Annotated in this window: 14 protein-coding genes and 1 pseudogene; 4 read left to right on the forward strand and 11 right to left on the reverse strand. The window is 47.5% G+C overall.

The window, feature by feature from the left end; translation table 11 throughout:
- Positions 1-270 precede the first annotated feature (270 nt).
- The 5 genes and pseudogenes from IMQ33_RS18685 to IMQ33_RS18705 form a co-directional block, all read right to left on the reverse strand.
- Positions 271-2,097: a DUF3732 domain-containing protein gene (locus tag IMQ33_RS18685; RefSeq protein ID WP_196067764.1), complete on the reverse strand. Its 1,827-nt coding sequence runs from the start codon at positions 2,095-2,097 to the stop codon at positions 271-273.
- Positions 2,097-2,543 carry a three component ABC system middle component gene (locus IMQ33_RS18690; RefSeq protein ID WP_196062123.1) on the reverse strand — a complete coding sequence of 149 codons (447 nt, stop codon included), beginning with the start codon at positions 2,541-2,543 and terminating at the stop codon, positions 2,097-2,099. Before IMQ33_RS18690 ends, IMQ33_RS18685 begins: the two co-directional genes overlap by 1 nt.
- The gene (locus tag IMQ33_RS18695) at positions 2,540-3,703 is read right to left on the reverse strand and encodes a hypothetical protein (protein WP_196062122.1); all 1,164 of its coding nucleotides are present in this window, start codon (positions 3,701-3,703) and stop codon (positions 2,540-2,542) included. Before IMQ33_RS18695 ends, IMQ33_RS18690 begins: the two co-directional genes overlap by 4 nt.
- Positions 3,704-3,915: 212 nt before the next feature.
- A pseudogene (locus IMQ33_RS18700) lies at positions 3,916-4,401 on the reverse strand (tyrosine-type recombinase/integrase); the annotation flags it as partial.
- A 79-nt stretch (positions 4,402-4,480) separates the two neighbouring features.
- Positions 4,481-5,656 carry a tyrosine-type recombinase/integrase gene (locus IMQ33_RS18705; protein ID WP_196062121.1) on the reverse strand — a complete coding sequence of 392 codons (1,176 nt, stop codon included), beginning with the start codon at positions 5,654-5,656 and terminating at the stop codon, positions 4,481-4,483.
- A gap of 241 nt (positions 5,657-5,897) precedes the next feature.
- Here IMQ33_RS18705 and thiM point away from each other — a divergent pair, with 241 nt between their 5' ends.
- The 4 genes from thiM (at position 5,898) to IMQ33_RS18725 (ending at position 9,197) form a co-directional block, all read left to right on the forward strand.
- Positions 5,898-6,692, forward strand: a complete 795-nt coding sequence (thiM, locus tag IMQ33_RS18710) for a hydroxyethylthiazole kinase (RefSeq protein WP_196062120.1) — start codon at positions 5,898-5,900, stop codon at positions 6,690-6,692.
- A complete protein-coding gene (thiD, locus tag IMQ33_RS18715; protein ID WP_065686577.1) occupies positions 6,689-7,489 on the forward strand; it encodes a bifunctional hydroxymethylpyrimidine kinase/phosphomethylpyrimidine kinase in 801 nt (266 codons plus the stop codon). The genes thiM and thiD overlap by 4 nt, the downstream gene beginning before the upstream one ends.
- Before the next feature lie 127 nt (positions 7,490-7,616).
- Positions 7,617-8,654, forward strand: a complete 1,038-nt coding sequence (locus IMQ33_RS18720; RefSeq protein ID WP_196062119.1) for a Fic family protein — start codon at positions 7,617-7,619, stop codon at positions 8,652-8,654.
- 84 nt (positions 8,655-8,738) lie between these two features.
- Entirely contained in the window at positions 8,739-9,197 is a 459-nt protein-coding gene (locus IMQ33_RS18725; RefSeq protein WP_196062118.1) for an inhibitor of vertebrate lysozyme family protein, read from the forward strand.
- Positions 9,198-9,279: 82 nt separating this feature from the next.
- On the opposite strand, the gene gutQ is transcribed toward IMQ33_RS18725, so the two are convergent.
- The 6 genes from gutQ to IMQ33_RS18755 all read right to left on the reverse strand — a co-directional run bounded on the left by gutQ (position 9,280) and on the right by IMQ33_RS18755 (position 13,904).
- Positions 9,280-10,251: an arabinose-5-phosphate isomerase GutQ gene (gene gutQ / locus IMQ33_RS18730; protein WP_196062117.1), complete on the reverse strand. Its 972-nt coding sequence runs from the start codon at positions 10,249-10,251 to the stop codon at positions 9,280-9,282.
- Positions 10,244-11,020, reverse strand: a complete 777-nt coding sequence (locus IMQ33_RS18735; RefSeq protein ID WP_021178807.1) for a DNA-binding transcriptional repressor — start codon at positions 11,018-11,020, stop codon at positions 10,244-10,246. Before IMQ33_RS18735 ends, gutQ begins: the two co-directional genes overlap by 8 nt.
- Positions 11,021-11,103: 83 nt before the next feature.
- The gene (gene gutM / locus IMQ33_RS18740; RefSeq protein ID WP_196062116.1) at positions 11,104-11,460 is read right to left on the reverse strand and encodes a transcriptional regulator GutM; all 357 of its coding nucleotides are present in this window, start codon (positions 11,458-11,460) and stop codon (positions 11,104-11,106) included.
- Between the two features lie 283 nt (positions 11,461-11,743).
- Positions 11,744-12,523: a sorbitol-6-phosphate dehydrogenase gene (srlD, locus tag IMQ33_RS18745; RefSeq protein WP_196062115.1), complete on the reverse strand. Its 780-nt coding sequence runs from the start codon at positions 12,521-12,523 to the stop codon at positions 11,744-11,746.
- A gap of 10 nt (positions 12,524-12,533) precedes the next feature.
- A complete protein-coding gene (gene srlB, locus IMQ33_RS18750; protein ID WP_021178804.1) occupies positions 12,534-12,896 on the reverse strand; it encodes a PTS glucitol/sorbitol transporter subunit IIA in 363 nt (120 codons plus the stop codon).
- 18 nt (positions 12,897-12,914) lie between these two features.
- Positions 12,915-13,904, reverse strand: coding sequence for a PTS glucitol/sorbitol transporter subunit IIB (locus IMQ33_RS18755; RefSeq protein WP_161740643.1), 990 nt, complete (start codon positions 13,902-13,904; stop codon positions 12,915-12,917).
- Positions 13,905-13,906 lie beyond the last annotated feature (2 nt).

The following is a 13,906-nucleotide window of genomic DNA, read 5'->3' on the forward strand; positions in this document are numbered from 1 at the left end:
GGTATCGCTCAGTCCGGTTGGTGATTTGTTTCTTTTTGGCGATTGATCAGAACGCTCAAACCGGATTGAGTTCCCTGCAGTGATCTACTATTTGGCGTAGGTATTTAGTTGCTAAAATCTATCTACGGCATCGGGAAAGCTGCTATCCGCAACGTAACTACCACCGGATAGATAACGATTTTGGAGTGGAACGGCGTTATTGCTTTTTGGCAAAAAAATAATGTGCGCAATATTTTTTAATATGGCCGATTTGAAAATCGGCCATATTAATTATTTTGCGTGGTGGATTAATCCATAGTCTTTTCGGAATTCTTTATCTACCAGCCTGAAGTTATGTAATTTTCTGTCAAGCCAATACTTTTCTTCAATGTGTTCCAAAAGAATTATTTGGAAACCGCCGTGAATTTTCATACTATCTATAAATAAGTTTAACTCGTGCAAGGCTGCATCTAAACTGTCAAAATCGTTTGACTTTTTACCATTGGTACTAAAATATGGTGTGCTTGGTTGGTCTATAACTAAAAATTTCGGCATCCATGCAATTGTTCTTTCTCTAGCTAATTGATGAAGGGCAAGGAAATAAGCTACATGTATATACATGAAGTTAGATGCACTACCTATATCAATCATCTTTTCCACTTGCCCTTTATTGATTAAATCAACAGTTTTTCTACTTTTATTGAACATTGGAATGGCGTGTTCAAACCCTTTTAAAGGCATTCTAGTGAGTATGTTTTTTATATTATCATTCAGAGTGTTTATAGTAAATGCTTTATATATGTCATTATCGTTCGTCTTACTACTCAAACTCTCAATTTGATTATTGATTTTTTCAATATCATCTGTAAAGTCCTGCTTTGGATTTATATTTACTCTGTTTATTTCCGCACCCAAATGGCCAATAAATCTATATATCTCACTTGATGAAGGTTTTTCATTTGGATTGAATTCGTTTATTCTATTTTGGATTTTTTTTATATTTATCTCTAACTCTTTTTTCTTCTCTTTCGTTTTTGATATTAGAGAGTTAGAACCTTTTTGTGTTATGGATTTTTTTATTTCAAGGCTTTGAGAGAGTAATGAACTAACAATATCATATATGTTTTTGCTATATATTATTTGGTTGTAATTCTCATCTAGATATTTAGCTATTAATAAAGAGTCCTGTCCTTCTTTTAGGCTTTTTTTATACTCATCGCTATTTCTAATGAATTCATTAATACTTTTTAGTTCACTCTTAAGTAAAAATAATTCTTTTTCCAATCTGGCTTTTTCATTAACTTTTGGTATTTCGTCAAGGTCTTTGTACTTAGAAACAGTTTTTAAGGAGTTAAATTTATCAGCTATGGTTAACTGTGAGTTTTTTCTCTCTTCCATTAATCCAAGTCGGTAAGATATAGTGTATAAGCTCTCTATTTCATCTTCGAAATTTAGATATGATTCTTGACTACTAGATTGCTTATATTCTAATCTTGCCAGTTTTTTTTGTAATTCTTCTATTCGTGTTCGAATTATCATTGTTTCAGCATTTTCACTGCCTACTGACATATCAAAAGTTCTGTCAATGCGTTCTTTTATCTTTAAGTCTGAAATTCTCCAATATAAATGTTCATCAGAGGTCAATGTACTTTGACTTATGAGACAATGAGGGATGAAGTATCTGAATGATACTTTTGAGCCTTGCTGAATAGTACTTCCCCCATAAGGTATCTTTAATGAGCTATTGATGCCAAATTCGTAGTTTAATTGATTCTTTAAAGAGTCAATTTTAATGTTATTTTCAGGGTGGCTTGGAATCTTACCATTTTTATCGAAATATACAAGACCATCATCTTCAAGATGGGTGGCCTTTCTGCATATGATTAGATGGTTTTCATTGATTTTAAATCTTACGCCATACCAACTGACATAATTATCTACATTTGTCTTTGATATCCCATCTGAACTAGATGATAGCAAGCAATAGTCTATAATGGCGAGTATAGATGACTTGCCTGTTCCTGAATCACCAGTAATCACATTAACTTTATTTTCTTCCAATTCAAAGTTGCGTAAGATATTATCGTTTTGCCATATTAATATATTAGTAATTTGCATTATAATTTAATCCCACATAAGTCATATATATTGCTAGATGAATCCATTAACATTGTCGCTAAGTTTTTCGAAGCTGATTGTATTTTAATTGCTCTATTACCCAATTGGGAGAATGCATTCTCATCAATTAATCGACTAAGAAATAATAGTTCACCATCTTTTAATTCAAGAATGCCATTTTCTATAGATAGAGATATGCAATTTATTGTGGTGGGTAAGAAATTGAAATACCTTTTGTTTAAAGAGACTAAAATATCAGGCTTGGTTAATAATAAATCCTGAAAGGATATTGTTTTTGTACGCTTATGTGCTAAATAATTCAAGCTTTTTTTATGAAAGATAATGGGTAAAATTAGCATTGCATTTGATAATTTAGAACCGCCAGTTATAGATATAACCTCCTGTAAAGAGAGCATCCCTAATAATTCATTATTATATATATTCATTTATATAAACTCTCCCAGTGCTGAAGCCATCCTATATCTGGTTTGTCCGATAACTTCAAGAATGAACCCATTACCATTTCTCTTGGTAAGTCATTATTCTCGATGCAGATATTACACTTTATTAGTTCTTTATATAACGCCGTGGCAATATCAATGTGTGAATCACATATCACACTGTAATCACTACCTAAATATTCTAATGCATGTTTAACCTGCCACTCAGAAAATACTTTTTGATATATTAACTCAAGCTCTTTCTTCGTGAGTTCACCATCATTAATTAGACTTTGGAAGAATGCATCTGTTTTTGCCATGTAATTAATGAATTGCACTGCGTTGTTAGAGTTGAAGTTTATATCTTGAAGTTGTTTGTATGAGGTCCTTTTATCTAAATCGGTTGGATACGCAGATTCAAAATTATAATATTGGTCAAAGTTATTGATGCAGTTTCTTGATATTTGAATTATCCTGTCGGCACCTGTTTTTTTTCTGAAGTCATCATATGAGATGATGACTTTGTTATTGTTTTTTATGAGTTTGTATTTATACTCTGCAAGTGCCCCGGAAATACTATGAAATGTATCATCGATTTTATTTTCTGGGATGGAAAACATTTGAAGTAATGTTTTTATCTGCTCAATTATTTCTAGATCACTATGAATGAATGTTATGCTTTTAAAAAGTTTTTCTGCTTGTAGATTGGTTAATGAATCAATGGCTGTCAGGTGTTTATATAGTTCATCACTCTTGCCTTTATATGATTCTTTTATTATTTTGACCTCTTTTTTTATTTTCTCTATATCTTTTTGGCTTTGCGCTAATAGTTGGACTATGCCATCTCTTTGTGTCAGTGCTTTATTAGTATAAAAAATAAGGCTAACCGCTCTGTCGTTGATTACCTTTATAGCTTCCGACCAATTATATAGGGTTTTCCATAAGTCACCATCCTTATTGGTAAGGTTATTGGTGTAATCTATAGTGTGTTTCACTTGAATTAATATTTTATCACCAGATATATTTTCAAGATGAATGTCATCAAATACTTCTATACCTATACTTTCTCCAGGTTTAAGTTCTAATAAATATTTTAAAGCTACATAGTCCTGATAAAAAAAACCGATGGACTTTTTATCTGCACTAGTTTTATCAAAGATATCCATATAAACTTCCCTTTGGTATTGGCCGGTGCGTTGAGCAGTTTGCCATACTTATAAGCTTTCTTTGACAATAACAATACCAAACGAAACTTATCTTGCAAAGTACTAATAGAGTAATTAACAAGCAAAATTTTTAATTTTTATCTGTTTTTATATACAGTGCTAAAGCGCTCTAAGTAGTGATTATACTCATTTTCAACTCCCAATTATGAGGGTTATCCGATTCTTTTCTCAACAGTTGATGCAACAAACTCACCCCACCAATCCATCATTTCGCGCCGTTGCTCTAAGTAGGTTGCTCGGTTGTATGCACGGCGAACCTCATTGCTATCAATATGGGCGAGAGCTGCTTCAATCACATCAGGTGGAAAACCTTGTTCGTTTAGCGCTGTTGATGCAATCGAACGGAATCCGTGTGCTACCAGGCGACCAGCAAAACCAACACGTTTAATCGCTGCGTTGACCGTCTGGCTGTTCATTGGTTTGGTGTGCGGTGATTTTATGCTTGGGAACACATGCTCTCTATGCCCGCTAATCGGTTTCATCACTTTCAGAATTGCTAACGCCTGTGGTTAGAGAGGAATCGCGTGTTCACGCTTCATCTTCATCCGTGATGCTTGGATAGTCCAAAGCTTGTTATCAACGTCTATCTCTTCCCATGACGCTGCCGCCTCCGCAGGGCATATCATGGTTAACAACTTTTTCCTTTTTTCAATAAATAATCGTTAATTATCAGCATTAACACACCAATGCATCATCTCTTCGGAATGAAGTTACTTCCTAACCAATAATCTCCCGCTGAAACCACTTAAACCAAACAGGCCAGGCAGCGTTCACATTTTCCTGAAAAGCCTTAGGTTGGTAAGTCGCAAGAATCTTGGACGTTACCGCCTTAACGCTATGCCCCAGCAGTAGATCAACAACCATCGGATCAATGCCTGCCTCACCACTCATCAACGACGCGGCACTACGACGAATATCATGTGTCGTGAAATCATTGCCAACAATAGGGCGTAAGCGTTCTGCTGAATGTGCCATCGTTGTCTCACCAATGTAACTCCAAACAAGGCTATCGCTGTTTTTTCGAGTCCAAGACCATTCCTTTAACAACTCAATCAGCACCACAGGAAGAGGGTAGATTCGTTCTTGCCGGGTTTTTGTTCTCGTGGCGGGCAGAGTCCAGATTTGAGCGTCCAGATCCAGCTCGGACCATGTCATCTTCGTTACTTCACTTTTCCTGGCCCCCGTGACCATCAGAAAACGCATTGCTGCATGTGATGGAGTATCGCCAAGGTTGTGCCAGAGAGTATGGTACTGTTTTGTACTCAGGCAGTTTTCACGAATTTTACCGATAACGGCAGCCACGGTTTTTCGATCATGTACTTCAGATAATTTCTGAGGAACGTATACTGGCTGCCCTGGTTGGCCTTCTATACCATGAGCTTGGAAGGCGTATAACATCATGGCACGAACAATCTGGCATGCTCTATGTGCCGCATTGGTTGGCCCCAGAGCGATGAGCAGCGAGTACACATGCTGATAGGTCAGGTTGTTAGGTGGCAGATCGTAAAGGGGTTTACAGTGCTTGTTCCAGATGGATTGCCTATTTGCTTTCGAGGCTTCTGGGCATTTTGTTTTCAACCAGTCAGTGAAGAGAGCATTCATGTCTACTGGTACACTAGCGTCTCCTCTGCCCGGAGCTATGCCTCGTTTCACTTTAGCAACTTGTAGGCAGTGCCATTGGCGAGCGTCCTCTAGAGTATTGGCAGGGAAGGTGCCTAACGTAATGTCGAACTTGCCATGAATGTATCTCCAACTTTTGGTGATAACGCCAGAGGGGTTTCGGCGAGCGACCAGATACAAACCTGTTAGCCCGTTGTTGAACACGTTTTCCTTTTTCATGGTTTTGCTTTCTGGAACAGAGAAACGCTGAACTTCGGTTTTTGTTTTTAGCATTGGTATAATCCAGTTTTTCCTATGTACCCAAATTATACCAAAAGGCTGTTGGGATTGTTAGAGTTCTCATGAGACATATTGATGTAGTATCTATCTGTTTTAGTATTGATTTTGTTGGTATTTGAGACGTATTGGTGTTTAATGAGACAACGCCAAATGACTTGATCTGGATTATGCCAGCGTAGGGATGTCGCGGTATCTCAGCCGGTACCCGCCTTCTTGAACGCCGGTTGGGAGCATTATGTTTACTCGACCTGATGTGTTACCCGGCACCCGTGCCGCGGCCTGTTTTAACCAATTTAAACGCCAACCTCCATTGATCCACTGCCTGACCAACGAAGTGGTGCAAGAGCTGACGGCCAATGTGCTGCTGGCGCTTGGTGCTTCCCCCGCGATGGTGGTGGAGCCGGAAGAGGCCGCGCAGTTCAGCCGCATGGCCGATGCGCTGTTGATCAATATCGGCACCCTGCACGCATCGCGAGCAGAATCAATGCTAGCCGCCATAGAGACTGCCAATCGTGCTGAAAAACCCTGGTTACTGGATCCGGTTGCCGTTGGGGGATTGGAATATCGCGCTACCTTCGCCCGCCGTTTGCTCACCTTGCGGCCAGCGGCGATCCGTGGCAACGCGTCGGAAATCATTGCATTGAGCGGCCTGCAGACCAGCGCCCGTGGCGTAGATAGCCAGGATGACTCGCTGGTGGCATTACCCGCAGCACAGGTATTGGCGCGTAATTGCGGGGCCATTGTGGCCGTCACCGGAGAGACAGATTACATCACCGATGGCGAGCGAGACTGGGCCGTCACGGGGGGTGATGTATTAATGACGCGCGTGGTGGGTACGGGCTGCGCGCTTTCTGCCGTTGTGGCAGCATTTTGCAGTTTGCCGGGCGATCGGCTGGATAACGTTGCCACCGCTTGCCGCGTGATGGCGCTATGTGGTGAAAGGGCCACGGCGCAGTGTTCTGGCCCTGGCAGCTTTACTGCCGCCTTTCTGGATGCCCTCTACCAACTGCGGAGGGAGGATCTGCTATGAAACGAATTAACGCACTCACCATCGCTGGCACCGATCCTAGCGGCGGAGCCGGTATTCAGGCCGATCTGAAAGCCTTCTCCGCGTTGAGGGCCTATGGCACCAGCGTGATCACCGCGCTGGTGGCGCAGAACACCCGTGGCGTACAGTCGGTATATCATATCGAACCGGCATTTGTGGCTGCCCAGTTGGATTCGGTACTCAGCGATGTGCGTATCGATAGCGCTAAAATCGGCATGTTGGCTAATGCCGATATCGTGCGGGCAGTGGCCGAGCGCCTACGCCATTACAAGCTGCCTTATGTGGTGCTGGATACGGTGATGCTGGCTAAAAGTGGTGACCCGCTGCTGGCACCGGAAGCGGTGGAATCCATCCGCCATGAGCTAATGCCATTGGTTTCCATTATCACGCCGAACTTGCCAGAGGCCGCTGCTTTGCTGGCCTGCGCTCCGGCACAAAACGAATCACAAATGCGTGAGCAGGGCCAGGCATTGTTGGCGATGGGCTGTCAGGCGGTGTTGATGAAGGGGGGGCATCTAAGTGAAGAGGAAAGCCCAGACTGGTTATTTACTCCCGGCTTTGAGCAGCGCTTTAGTGCGCCGCGCATAGCGACCAGGCATACGCACGGCACCGGTTGCACCTTATCTGCGGCACTGGCAGCCTTGCGCCCGCGCCACCAGAGCTGGGCCGATACCGTGGCAGCGGCAAAAAACTACCTGCAACTGGCTTTACAGCAGGCCGATAGCCTGGAGGTGGGGCAGGGTATTGGGCCGGTGCATCATTTCCATGCCTGGTGGTGAGCCAACTTTTCCATTAGCCGATGCTAGTTGGTCAATTGCTTGATATTTTCCACCAAGCCCCCCATGATCGGGAACCAAGCCCAATGGGGCCCAGGCTGATTGATTTGTGCTAACAAAGGGAAGCAAGATGGCTGGTTATCAACCACCTTATACCATTACGCCAGCTATCCTGAATCAGGTGATTGAGGTGGGTGAGCTATTGGGGCATTGGGCTGCACAGGCTGGACAATCTTCACCTTTGTTACGCAAAGAGAACCGTATCCGCACCATCCAGGCGTCATTGGCCATTGAGCATAATAGCCTGTCTACTGAGCAGGTGACTGCAATTATGGACGGTAAGCGGGTGTTGGCACCGGCAAAAGATATTCAGGAAGTCCGTAACGCCATTCTTACCTATGAAAAATTGCCAAGCTGGCAAAGCCATCGTCTTGAGGATTTGTTGGTGGCACATGGCTTTTTAATGGGAGGGCTGGTCGATGCTCCGGGGCAGCTACGCAGCGGTAATGTTGGGGTATATAGGGATAAGCAACTTATCCATATGGCACCACCTGCCAACCAACTATCGCGTTTGGTTGGCGATCTGCTGGCGTGGTTAAAGCACACCGATATTCATCCACTGATCGCCAGCTCTATCTTTCACTATGAATTCGAATTTATTCATCCGTTTGCCGATGGCAATGGGCGAATGGGGCGTTTATGGCAAACGTTGATCCTCAGTGAATGGCGTTCAGAGCTAGCATGGTTACCGGTTGAAACCCTGATCCATAATCAGCAGCAGGACTATTACCGAGTCCTGGGAGTCTGTGATCGGGCTAGCGATTGCACCGCATTTATTGACTTCATGCTGGAGAAACTGGTGGCGGCATTAGCTGAAGGTATTGGCGGGCAGAAGGGGAAACCTGCCACAATGTCGGAAGAAATGTCGGAAGAAATGTCGGAAGAAATGTCGGAAGAAATGTCGGAAGAAAATTTACCACCGCTTAGCCGAACGACTGAACGTATCTTGGCCATTATTGCTGCCAACCCCTCTGTCACCATTGCCCAATTGGCGGAAACATTGGCGATGAGCAGCCGTACCATTGAGCGAAGCCTCAAGGTGCTCCAAGAAGGAAAGCGGTTAATCAGGGTTGGGGCAACCAAAAAAGGGTACTGGCAGGTTGTCTGACGAAAAACGCTGGGCCAACTTTCCCGTTTAATTGTGGTCTGAGCTACTTGGAGCTACGCTTTTGATTTACCGAGGGAGAAGACCATGATAGGAAAAAAGAGGTTGCTGGAAGCCCTGGTTGCGGCCCTGCTTGGATTTGGCACCGGCAGTTTTGCCGAACAGATTATCACTGCTTCAGATCTGATCCAGCAGCCGGGCTACCAAACCAGTTGGAAAAATATGGTGAAGGGCCAGGCACAGTTACCGGGTTGGGCGCGCAAAGGGATCGGCACTTCCACACCAGCCGAAACCGTCACCTGGCAAGGGCAAAGCTACCAGATCGGTAACATCTGCAAGCCGCATGACTGCGCCAATAACTTTATGATTGTGGCTTTTAAAGCAGACAAGTCCCAGGCTTGGGGCGTGCGGGTTGAAGTGCCCAATAAGCCGCAGGCCATTGACCATCCGAAGAAATACGCCAAATATCAATGGTTGGGTAAACCGGATGATCAGATGAAAGCGTTGCTGAAGAAACAGTTTGAGGGTAATCCAGACTGGAAGTAACGCTGCTGAGGGGCAAAGCTACGCGCCAAGGCCGTTAAGCGGGCGTAGCATGCTACGCCCCTGCTTGAGAGGTTTGCTACTATCAGCCGATCCCGGCCTGATGCAGGTCGTGCAGGTTGATTGCCCCTACCAGTACACCATCGATATCTACCACCGGAGCGGCGCTGATGTGCTGTTCGTGCAGCGCTTCCAGGGCTTCCCCGGCACGCCACTGTTCTGGCAAGCGGTAGCCGGGGCGAGTGATCGCCGGGCTGAGGCTATCATTGAGGCTATTACCCTTCACCAACCAGCGGCGCAGGTCACCGTCGGTAAACACGCCCACCACTTTTTGCTGTGCATCACATACGGCTACCAAGCCTAGTCCGGTACGGCTCAACTCCAGCATGGCTTCCATCACGTTGGCGCTTTCTTGCACCATCGGCAGGCGATCGCCAGTACGCATCAAATGATGGACGCGATTTAGCAGGCGAGCACCCAGGCTGCCACCTGGATGGGAGCGGGCAAAGTCTTCGGCATTAAAACCACGCTGGCGCATCAGGGCCATCGCTAATGCATCCCCCATCATCAGCGTAGTCACTCCGCTGGAGGTTGGTGCCAGGCCCATCGGGCAGGCTTCACGTTCAACGCTGATGTCCAACGTACAGGCAGCACCCAGCGCCAGTGGCGACTCTTTGCCACCGGTCATGGCAATGACTGGGATCTTGCTCTCTGCCAGCAGCGGCAGGATCAGATCCAGCTCTTTGGCGCGGCCGGAATAGGAGATGAAGATCACCACATCCTCGGCGCCGATCATCCCCAAATCGCCATGCAAGGCTTCCGCCGGATGGACGAAAAACGACGGGGTGCCGGTGCTGGCCAATGAAGCGGCAATCTTCTTGCCGATATGGCCGGATTTACCAATACCGGAAATCACCGCCTTGCCACGGCAGTTGAGCAGCAGTTCACAGGCTTGGACAAAGTTGTCATCCAGGCGTATCAGCAGGCGCTGCGCTTCGGTCAGCTCAATTTCCAGCGTTTCACGGGCAAAGTTGAGCAGGGCAGTGGCATTACTCATCAAGGGGGTCTCCTACCAGTATGATATTGATACCTTTGGCCTGTAGCGCAGCCAGGTAATCCGGGTTGATGCCGTTATCGGTGATCAGAGTATCCACGACGCTCAGATCGCACACCACGTTAGGGCTTTTGCGGCCAAACTTCGAGGAATCGACCAGCAATACAATGCGGCTGGCGGCTTCACACATCGCCTTGCTGACATTATGCACCTCATTAAAGGTGGTGACACCCGCATTGAGGTCGACACCGTCGGCCCCAATAAACAGCTTGTCGAAGCTGAACTGCTGAAATGCCGACTCCGCCAGGCTGCCATGAAAGGAGGCGGATTTTTTCCGGTAGGTGCCGCCGGGCATCAGGATGGTTTGATCGTTATCCAGTTCCACCAGCGCGTTAACGATAGTCAGGCTGTTGGTCATCACGGTGATGTTATTGAACTGCGCCAAATGCGGCACCATCTGCAATACCGTGCTGCCAGCGTCAAAGATCAGTGAATCACCATCGTCTATCAGCTTGATGGCCGCATAGGCGATCTGGCGTTTCTTTTCGGTGTTGATATGGGTTTTACGATCGATGGGCTGATCGCCATCGTCACGGCTAAGCACCACGCCGCCATAGGTGCGGATCACCTCGCCTTCTTCTTCCAGCAAGGTGAGATCTTTACGGATGGTGGTGCCGGTCGTGGAGAAATGCTCTGCCAGGGCATCCACTGCCGTTTTGCCATGCCGCTGCAAGTATTCGAGGATAGCGGCTTGCCGCTGCTTTGGTTTCATAGAGATCCCTGTTCACAAGAGTTGACCATTCCTCTCGGTGATATAGTTCACTATGAAAGGTAATGTCTTTTAATGTGAAAATATCATGATTTCGGTGCGATCGCTAACGATAGTGCAGTTTGACATGCCCGATCCTCAGGGAAGATCACATCTGGGCAGAGTTGTTGTTGGTGCATGCCATGTAACTGCGTGAGTTGTTTCGGCTGGGCGAAGATGGTCAGGCCACGCATCAGCATGCTGCCACAGACTCGTTGTTGGGCATCAAACGCCAGCGCCAATACCACGCGAGGTTTGAACCTGCCCCCAGAACGGCCAACGCCCACGCTGCCCAACTGGCACAGGCTCTCGAACGCGCGGTTAAAGCGTTGGAGCTGCCACCAACCCAGGGCGATTTGCATCAGCCAGGCGATAACGGCGAAGGTAACTAGTGCGCTGGTCATACGGTTGTTCTCCTGTGTGAAAATAAAAGTGAGAGTCCGGTGATCGTCCCCTCACCCTAACCCTCTCCCACAGGGAGAGGGGACTGTACGTGCTACGAATTAACTTTCGTACCTAGCCATTGAGCCTATGCCACAGATGATCTCCAGCACCTTACCGCGACACCGAACTGGCTCCCTCTCCCCCAAGCAAGTGTCCATGATGCCTCTGGTCTATCATTGGGAGAGGGGGGGGGAGGGGCTGTTAGGTATATATTCTAGTTAGCCCTTATTCCCAACCCGTAAATCAGAACATCACCTGGCCACCGGTAATGTTGATCGACTGGCCGGTGCAGTAAGAGGCTTTATCGCTGGCATAAAACAGCAGCGTGTTCAGCACGTCCTGGTAGTCACAGCCGCGTTTCAGCGGAACCTTATCAGTGTAATACTTCTCGACCTCTTCAGGCTTGATCCCCAGCTTCTGCGCATATTGCGGCAATAGCGACTGGAACATCGGCGACTTCAACAGGTTACCGAGCATCAGGGAGTGCACTGTGATCCCGTAATCGGCCAGATCGAGCGCCAGCGACTGTGTCAATCCAACGCCACCGAACTTGGCGGCGCTGTAGCCTGAATTATGCTTGCTGCCGACCTTGCCGGATTTAGAGTTGATTTGAATGATGCGCCCAGCGATATCGTCGCGGATCATCAGGCGAGAGAACTCGCGGGCACACAGGAAATAACCCACCAGGTTCACCTGCAAGGAGCGGTCAAAATCCCCCAGTGGAAAATCGGTGATCGGCGCGGCTTTGGCAATCCCGGCGCTGTACACCAACAGGTTTGTCTGACCGAAAGCCCGGTCAACCGCACCAGCCAGCGCGATAACGCTGGTCTCATCGGTGGCATCGGCCTGGAAACCGATGGCGCGATCGGCCCCGAACTCCTGATTGATTTGCTGTGCCACCAGATTGGCGTTGTCGGCATTCAAATCGGCGACCGCAACGCGATAACCCGCTTCAGCCAGGCCATGGCACAGGAAAGCACCCAACGTTTGGCCACCGCCAATCACTACAGCTACTTCAGACATGATCTACTCCTTATGCGATAAATTTCAGTGTGCTGCCTAACGGGATATCAGCGGGCGTGCTGCCTGTTACGTGGATCGTGCCAGGGAATTCGGCCTGAGTTTCTCCATCAAAACGTACGGTGATATGGCCCAATTCGCGCAGGTTCTGGGTGGCAACCTCTCCGACAGCGGTGATGGGGTAGCGCCGGTCGCCAAGTTCCATTACGCCCCCGGTTTGTAATTCACCGGCGGTCTCGCCGTGCTGGTGGATGAAGCAGTACTCTTCAATATCTGCCGGTGCGCCTTCGCGGAAGGTGATCAGCATGTTGTCCAACAGTGCGTCACGGGCGCAGCCGCCAATCTGGGTGATCGTGGTCTGGAAAATGGTGCTCATGGTTTTCCTCCGGGCAATTTATTGGTAGATAAAGGCCGATGCGGCCCAGGCGATCAGTACCGTAGGTGCGCCAGTGAGGAAGCGCCCAACCAATACCGAAGGGACGCCGACACGCACCGTATCCTGCTTGGCCTCTGCCAGGGACAGACCCACCGGGATAAAGTCGCAGGCGGCCTGGGCGTTAATGGCGAACAGCGCCGGGAGCGCCAACTGAGGGGGGATATGGCCAAGACCAATCTGTACGCCCACCAACACGCCGATGACCTGAGCGATGACGGCGCCAGGGCCGAGGAACGGTGAAAGCAGGGGGAAGGAACAGATCAGCGCCAATGTCACCAAGCCGATTGGGCTGTTGGCCAGCGGCGTCAGGCCGTGGGCGATAAAGTCACCCAGACCAGAGGCCATGATGATGCCGATCAGCGCCGAGACGAAGGCCATAAACGGCAAAATGGTTTTTAACACGGTGTCGATGGTGTCACGTCCGGCCTGGAAAAACACCGCTACAACTGACCCCATACCCATCCCGACTTTTGCCAACAGGCCATCGCTCTGTTCGGTGATTTTTTTGCTGGTATCGTAGTCACGCACCTTTGGTTGTGGCTGTTTTTCGGTGGGCGGAGGAGTTTCAGATCCTTGTGCAACTTCAATCAGGCTGATGTTGTTTTCCCGTACGCCGGAAACGTAAATATCCTCCAGAATAAACTGCGCCAGCGGGCCAGAACGGCCAGTTGAATGAATATTGATGGTCGGGATGCGGCGTTTAGGGTAGATGCCACAACGCAACGTCCCCCCACAGTCAATAATCGCCAGACCAATCTCTTCCGCCGGTGGTTCGCCTTCTTTGAAACCGTCTACCGCAGGCCAGCCGGTTAAATCGCTGAGTTTGTCGACGATCGCCGGGCGGGTACCGGCGGTGATATAGACGATTTTCTTACCTGGCTCGATAGGTAACTGCAGTGGGCCACCCCAGCCGCCAGCACCTTTCTCAATACGGATATAAGCACTCATGC

It is taken from the genome of Serratia sp. Res13-Sevr-LER1-36-b (genome assembly GCF_015673035.1).
GTDB lineage: Bacteria > Pseudomonadota > Gammaproteobacteria > Enterobacterales > Enterobacteriaceae > Chania > Chania fonticola_C.

Coding starts and splice junctions, on each gene's coding strand:
- IMQ33_RS18685 (WP_196067764.1), bottom strand. CDS start 2,097: ATGCAAATTACTAATATATTAATATGGCAAAACGATAATATCTTACGC.
- IMQ33_RS18690 (WP_196062123.1), bottom strand. CDS start 2,543: ATGAATATATATAATAATGAATTATTAGGGATGCTCTCTTTACAGGAG.
- IMQ33_RS18695 (WP_196062122.1), bottom strand. CDS start 3,703: ATGGATATCTTTGATAAAACTAGTGCAGATAAAAAGTCCATCGGTTTT.
- IMQ33_RS18705 (WP_196062121.1), bottom strand. CDS start 5,656: ATGCTAAAAACAAAAACCGAAGTTCAGCGTTTCTCTGTTCCAGAAAGC.
- thiM (WP_196062120.1), top strand. CDS start 5,898: ATGTTTACTCGACCTGATGTGTTACCCGGCACCCGTGCCGCGGCCTGT.
- thiD (WP_065686577.1), top strand. CDS start 6,689: ATGAAACGAATTAACGCACTCACCATCGCTGGCACCGATCCTAGCGGC.
- IMQ33_RS18720 (WP_196062119.1), top strand. CDS start 7,617: ATGGCTGGTTATCAACCACCTTATACCATTACGCCAGCTATCCTGAAT.
- IMQ33_RS18725 (WP_196062118.1), top strand. CDS start 8,739: ATGATAGGAAAAAAGAGGTTGCTGGAAGCCCTGGTTGCGGCCCTGCTT.
- gutQ (WP_196062117.1), bottom strand. CDS start 10,251: ATGAGTAATGCCACTGCCCTGCTCAACTTTGCCCGTGAAACGCTGGAA.
- IMQ33_RS18735 (WP_021178807.1), bottom strand. CDS start 11,020: ATGAAACCAAAGCAGCGGCAAGCCGCTATCCTCGAATACTTGCAGCGG.
- gutM (WP_196062116.1), bottom strand. CDS start 11,460: ATGACCAGCGCACTAGTTACCTTCGCCGTTATCGCCTGGCTGATGCAA.
- srlD (WP_196062115.1), bottom strand. CDS start 12,523: ATGTCTGAAGTAGCTGTAGTGATTGGCGGTGGCCAAACGTTGGGTGCT.
- srlB (WP_021178804.1), bottom strand. CDS start 12,896: ATGAGCACCATTTTCCAGACCACGATCACCCAGATTGGCGGCTGCGCC.
- IMQ33_RS18755 (WP_161740643.1), bottom strand. CDS start 13,904: ATGAGTGCTTATATCCGTATTGAGAAAGGTGCTGGCGGCTGGGGTGGC.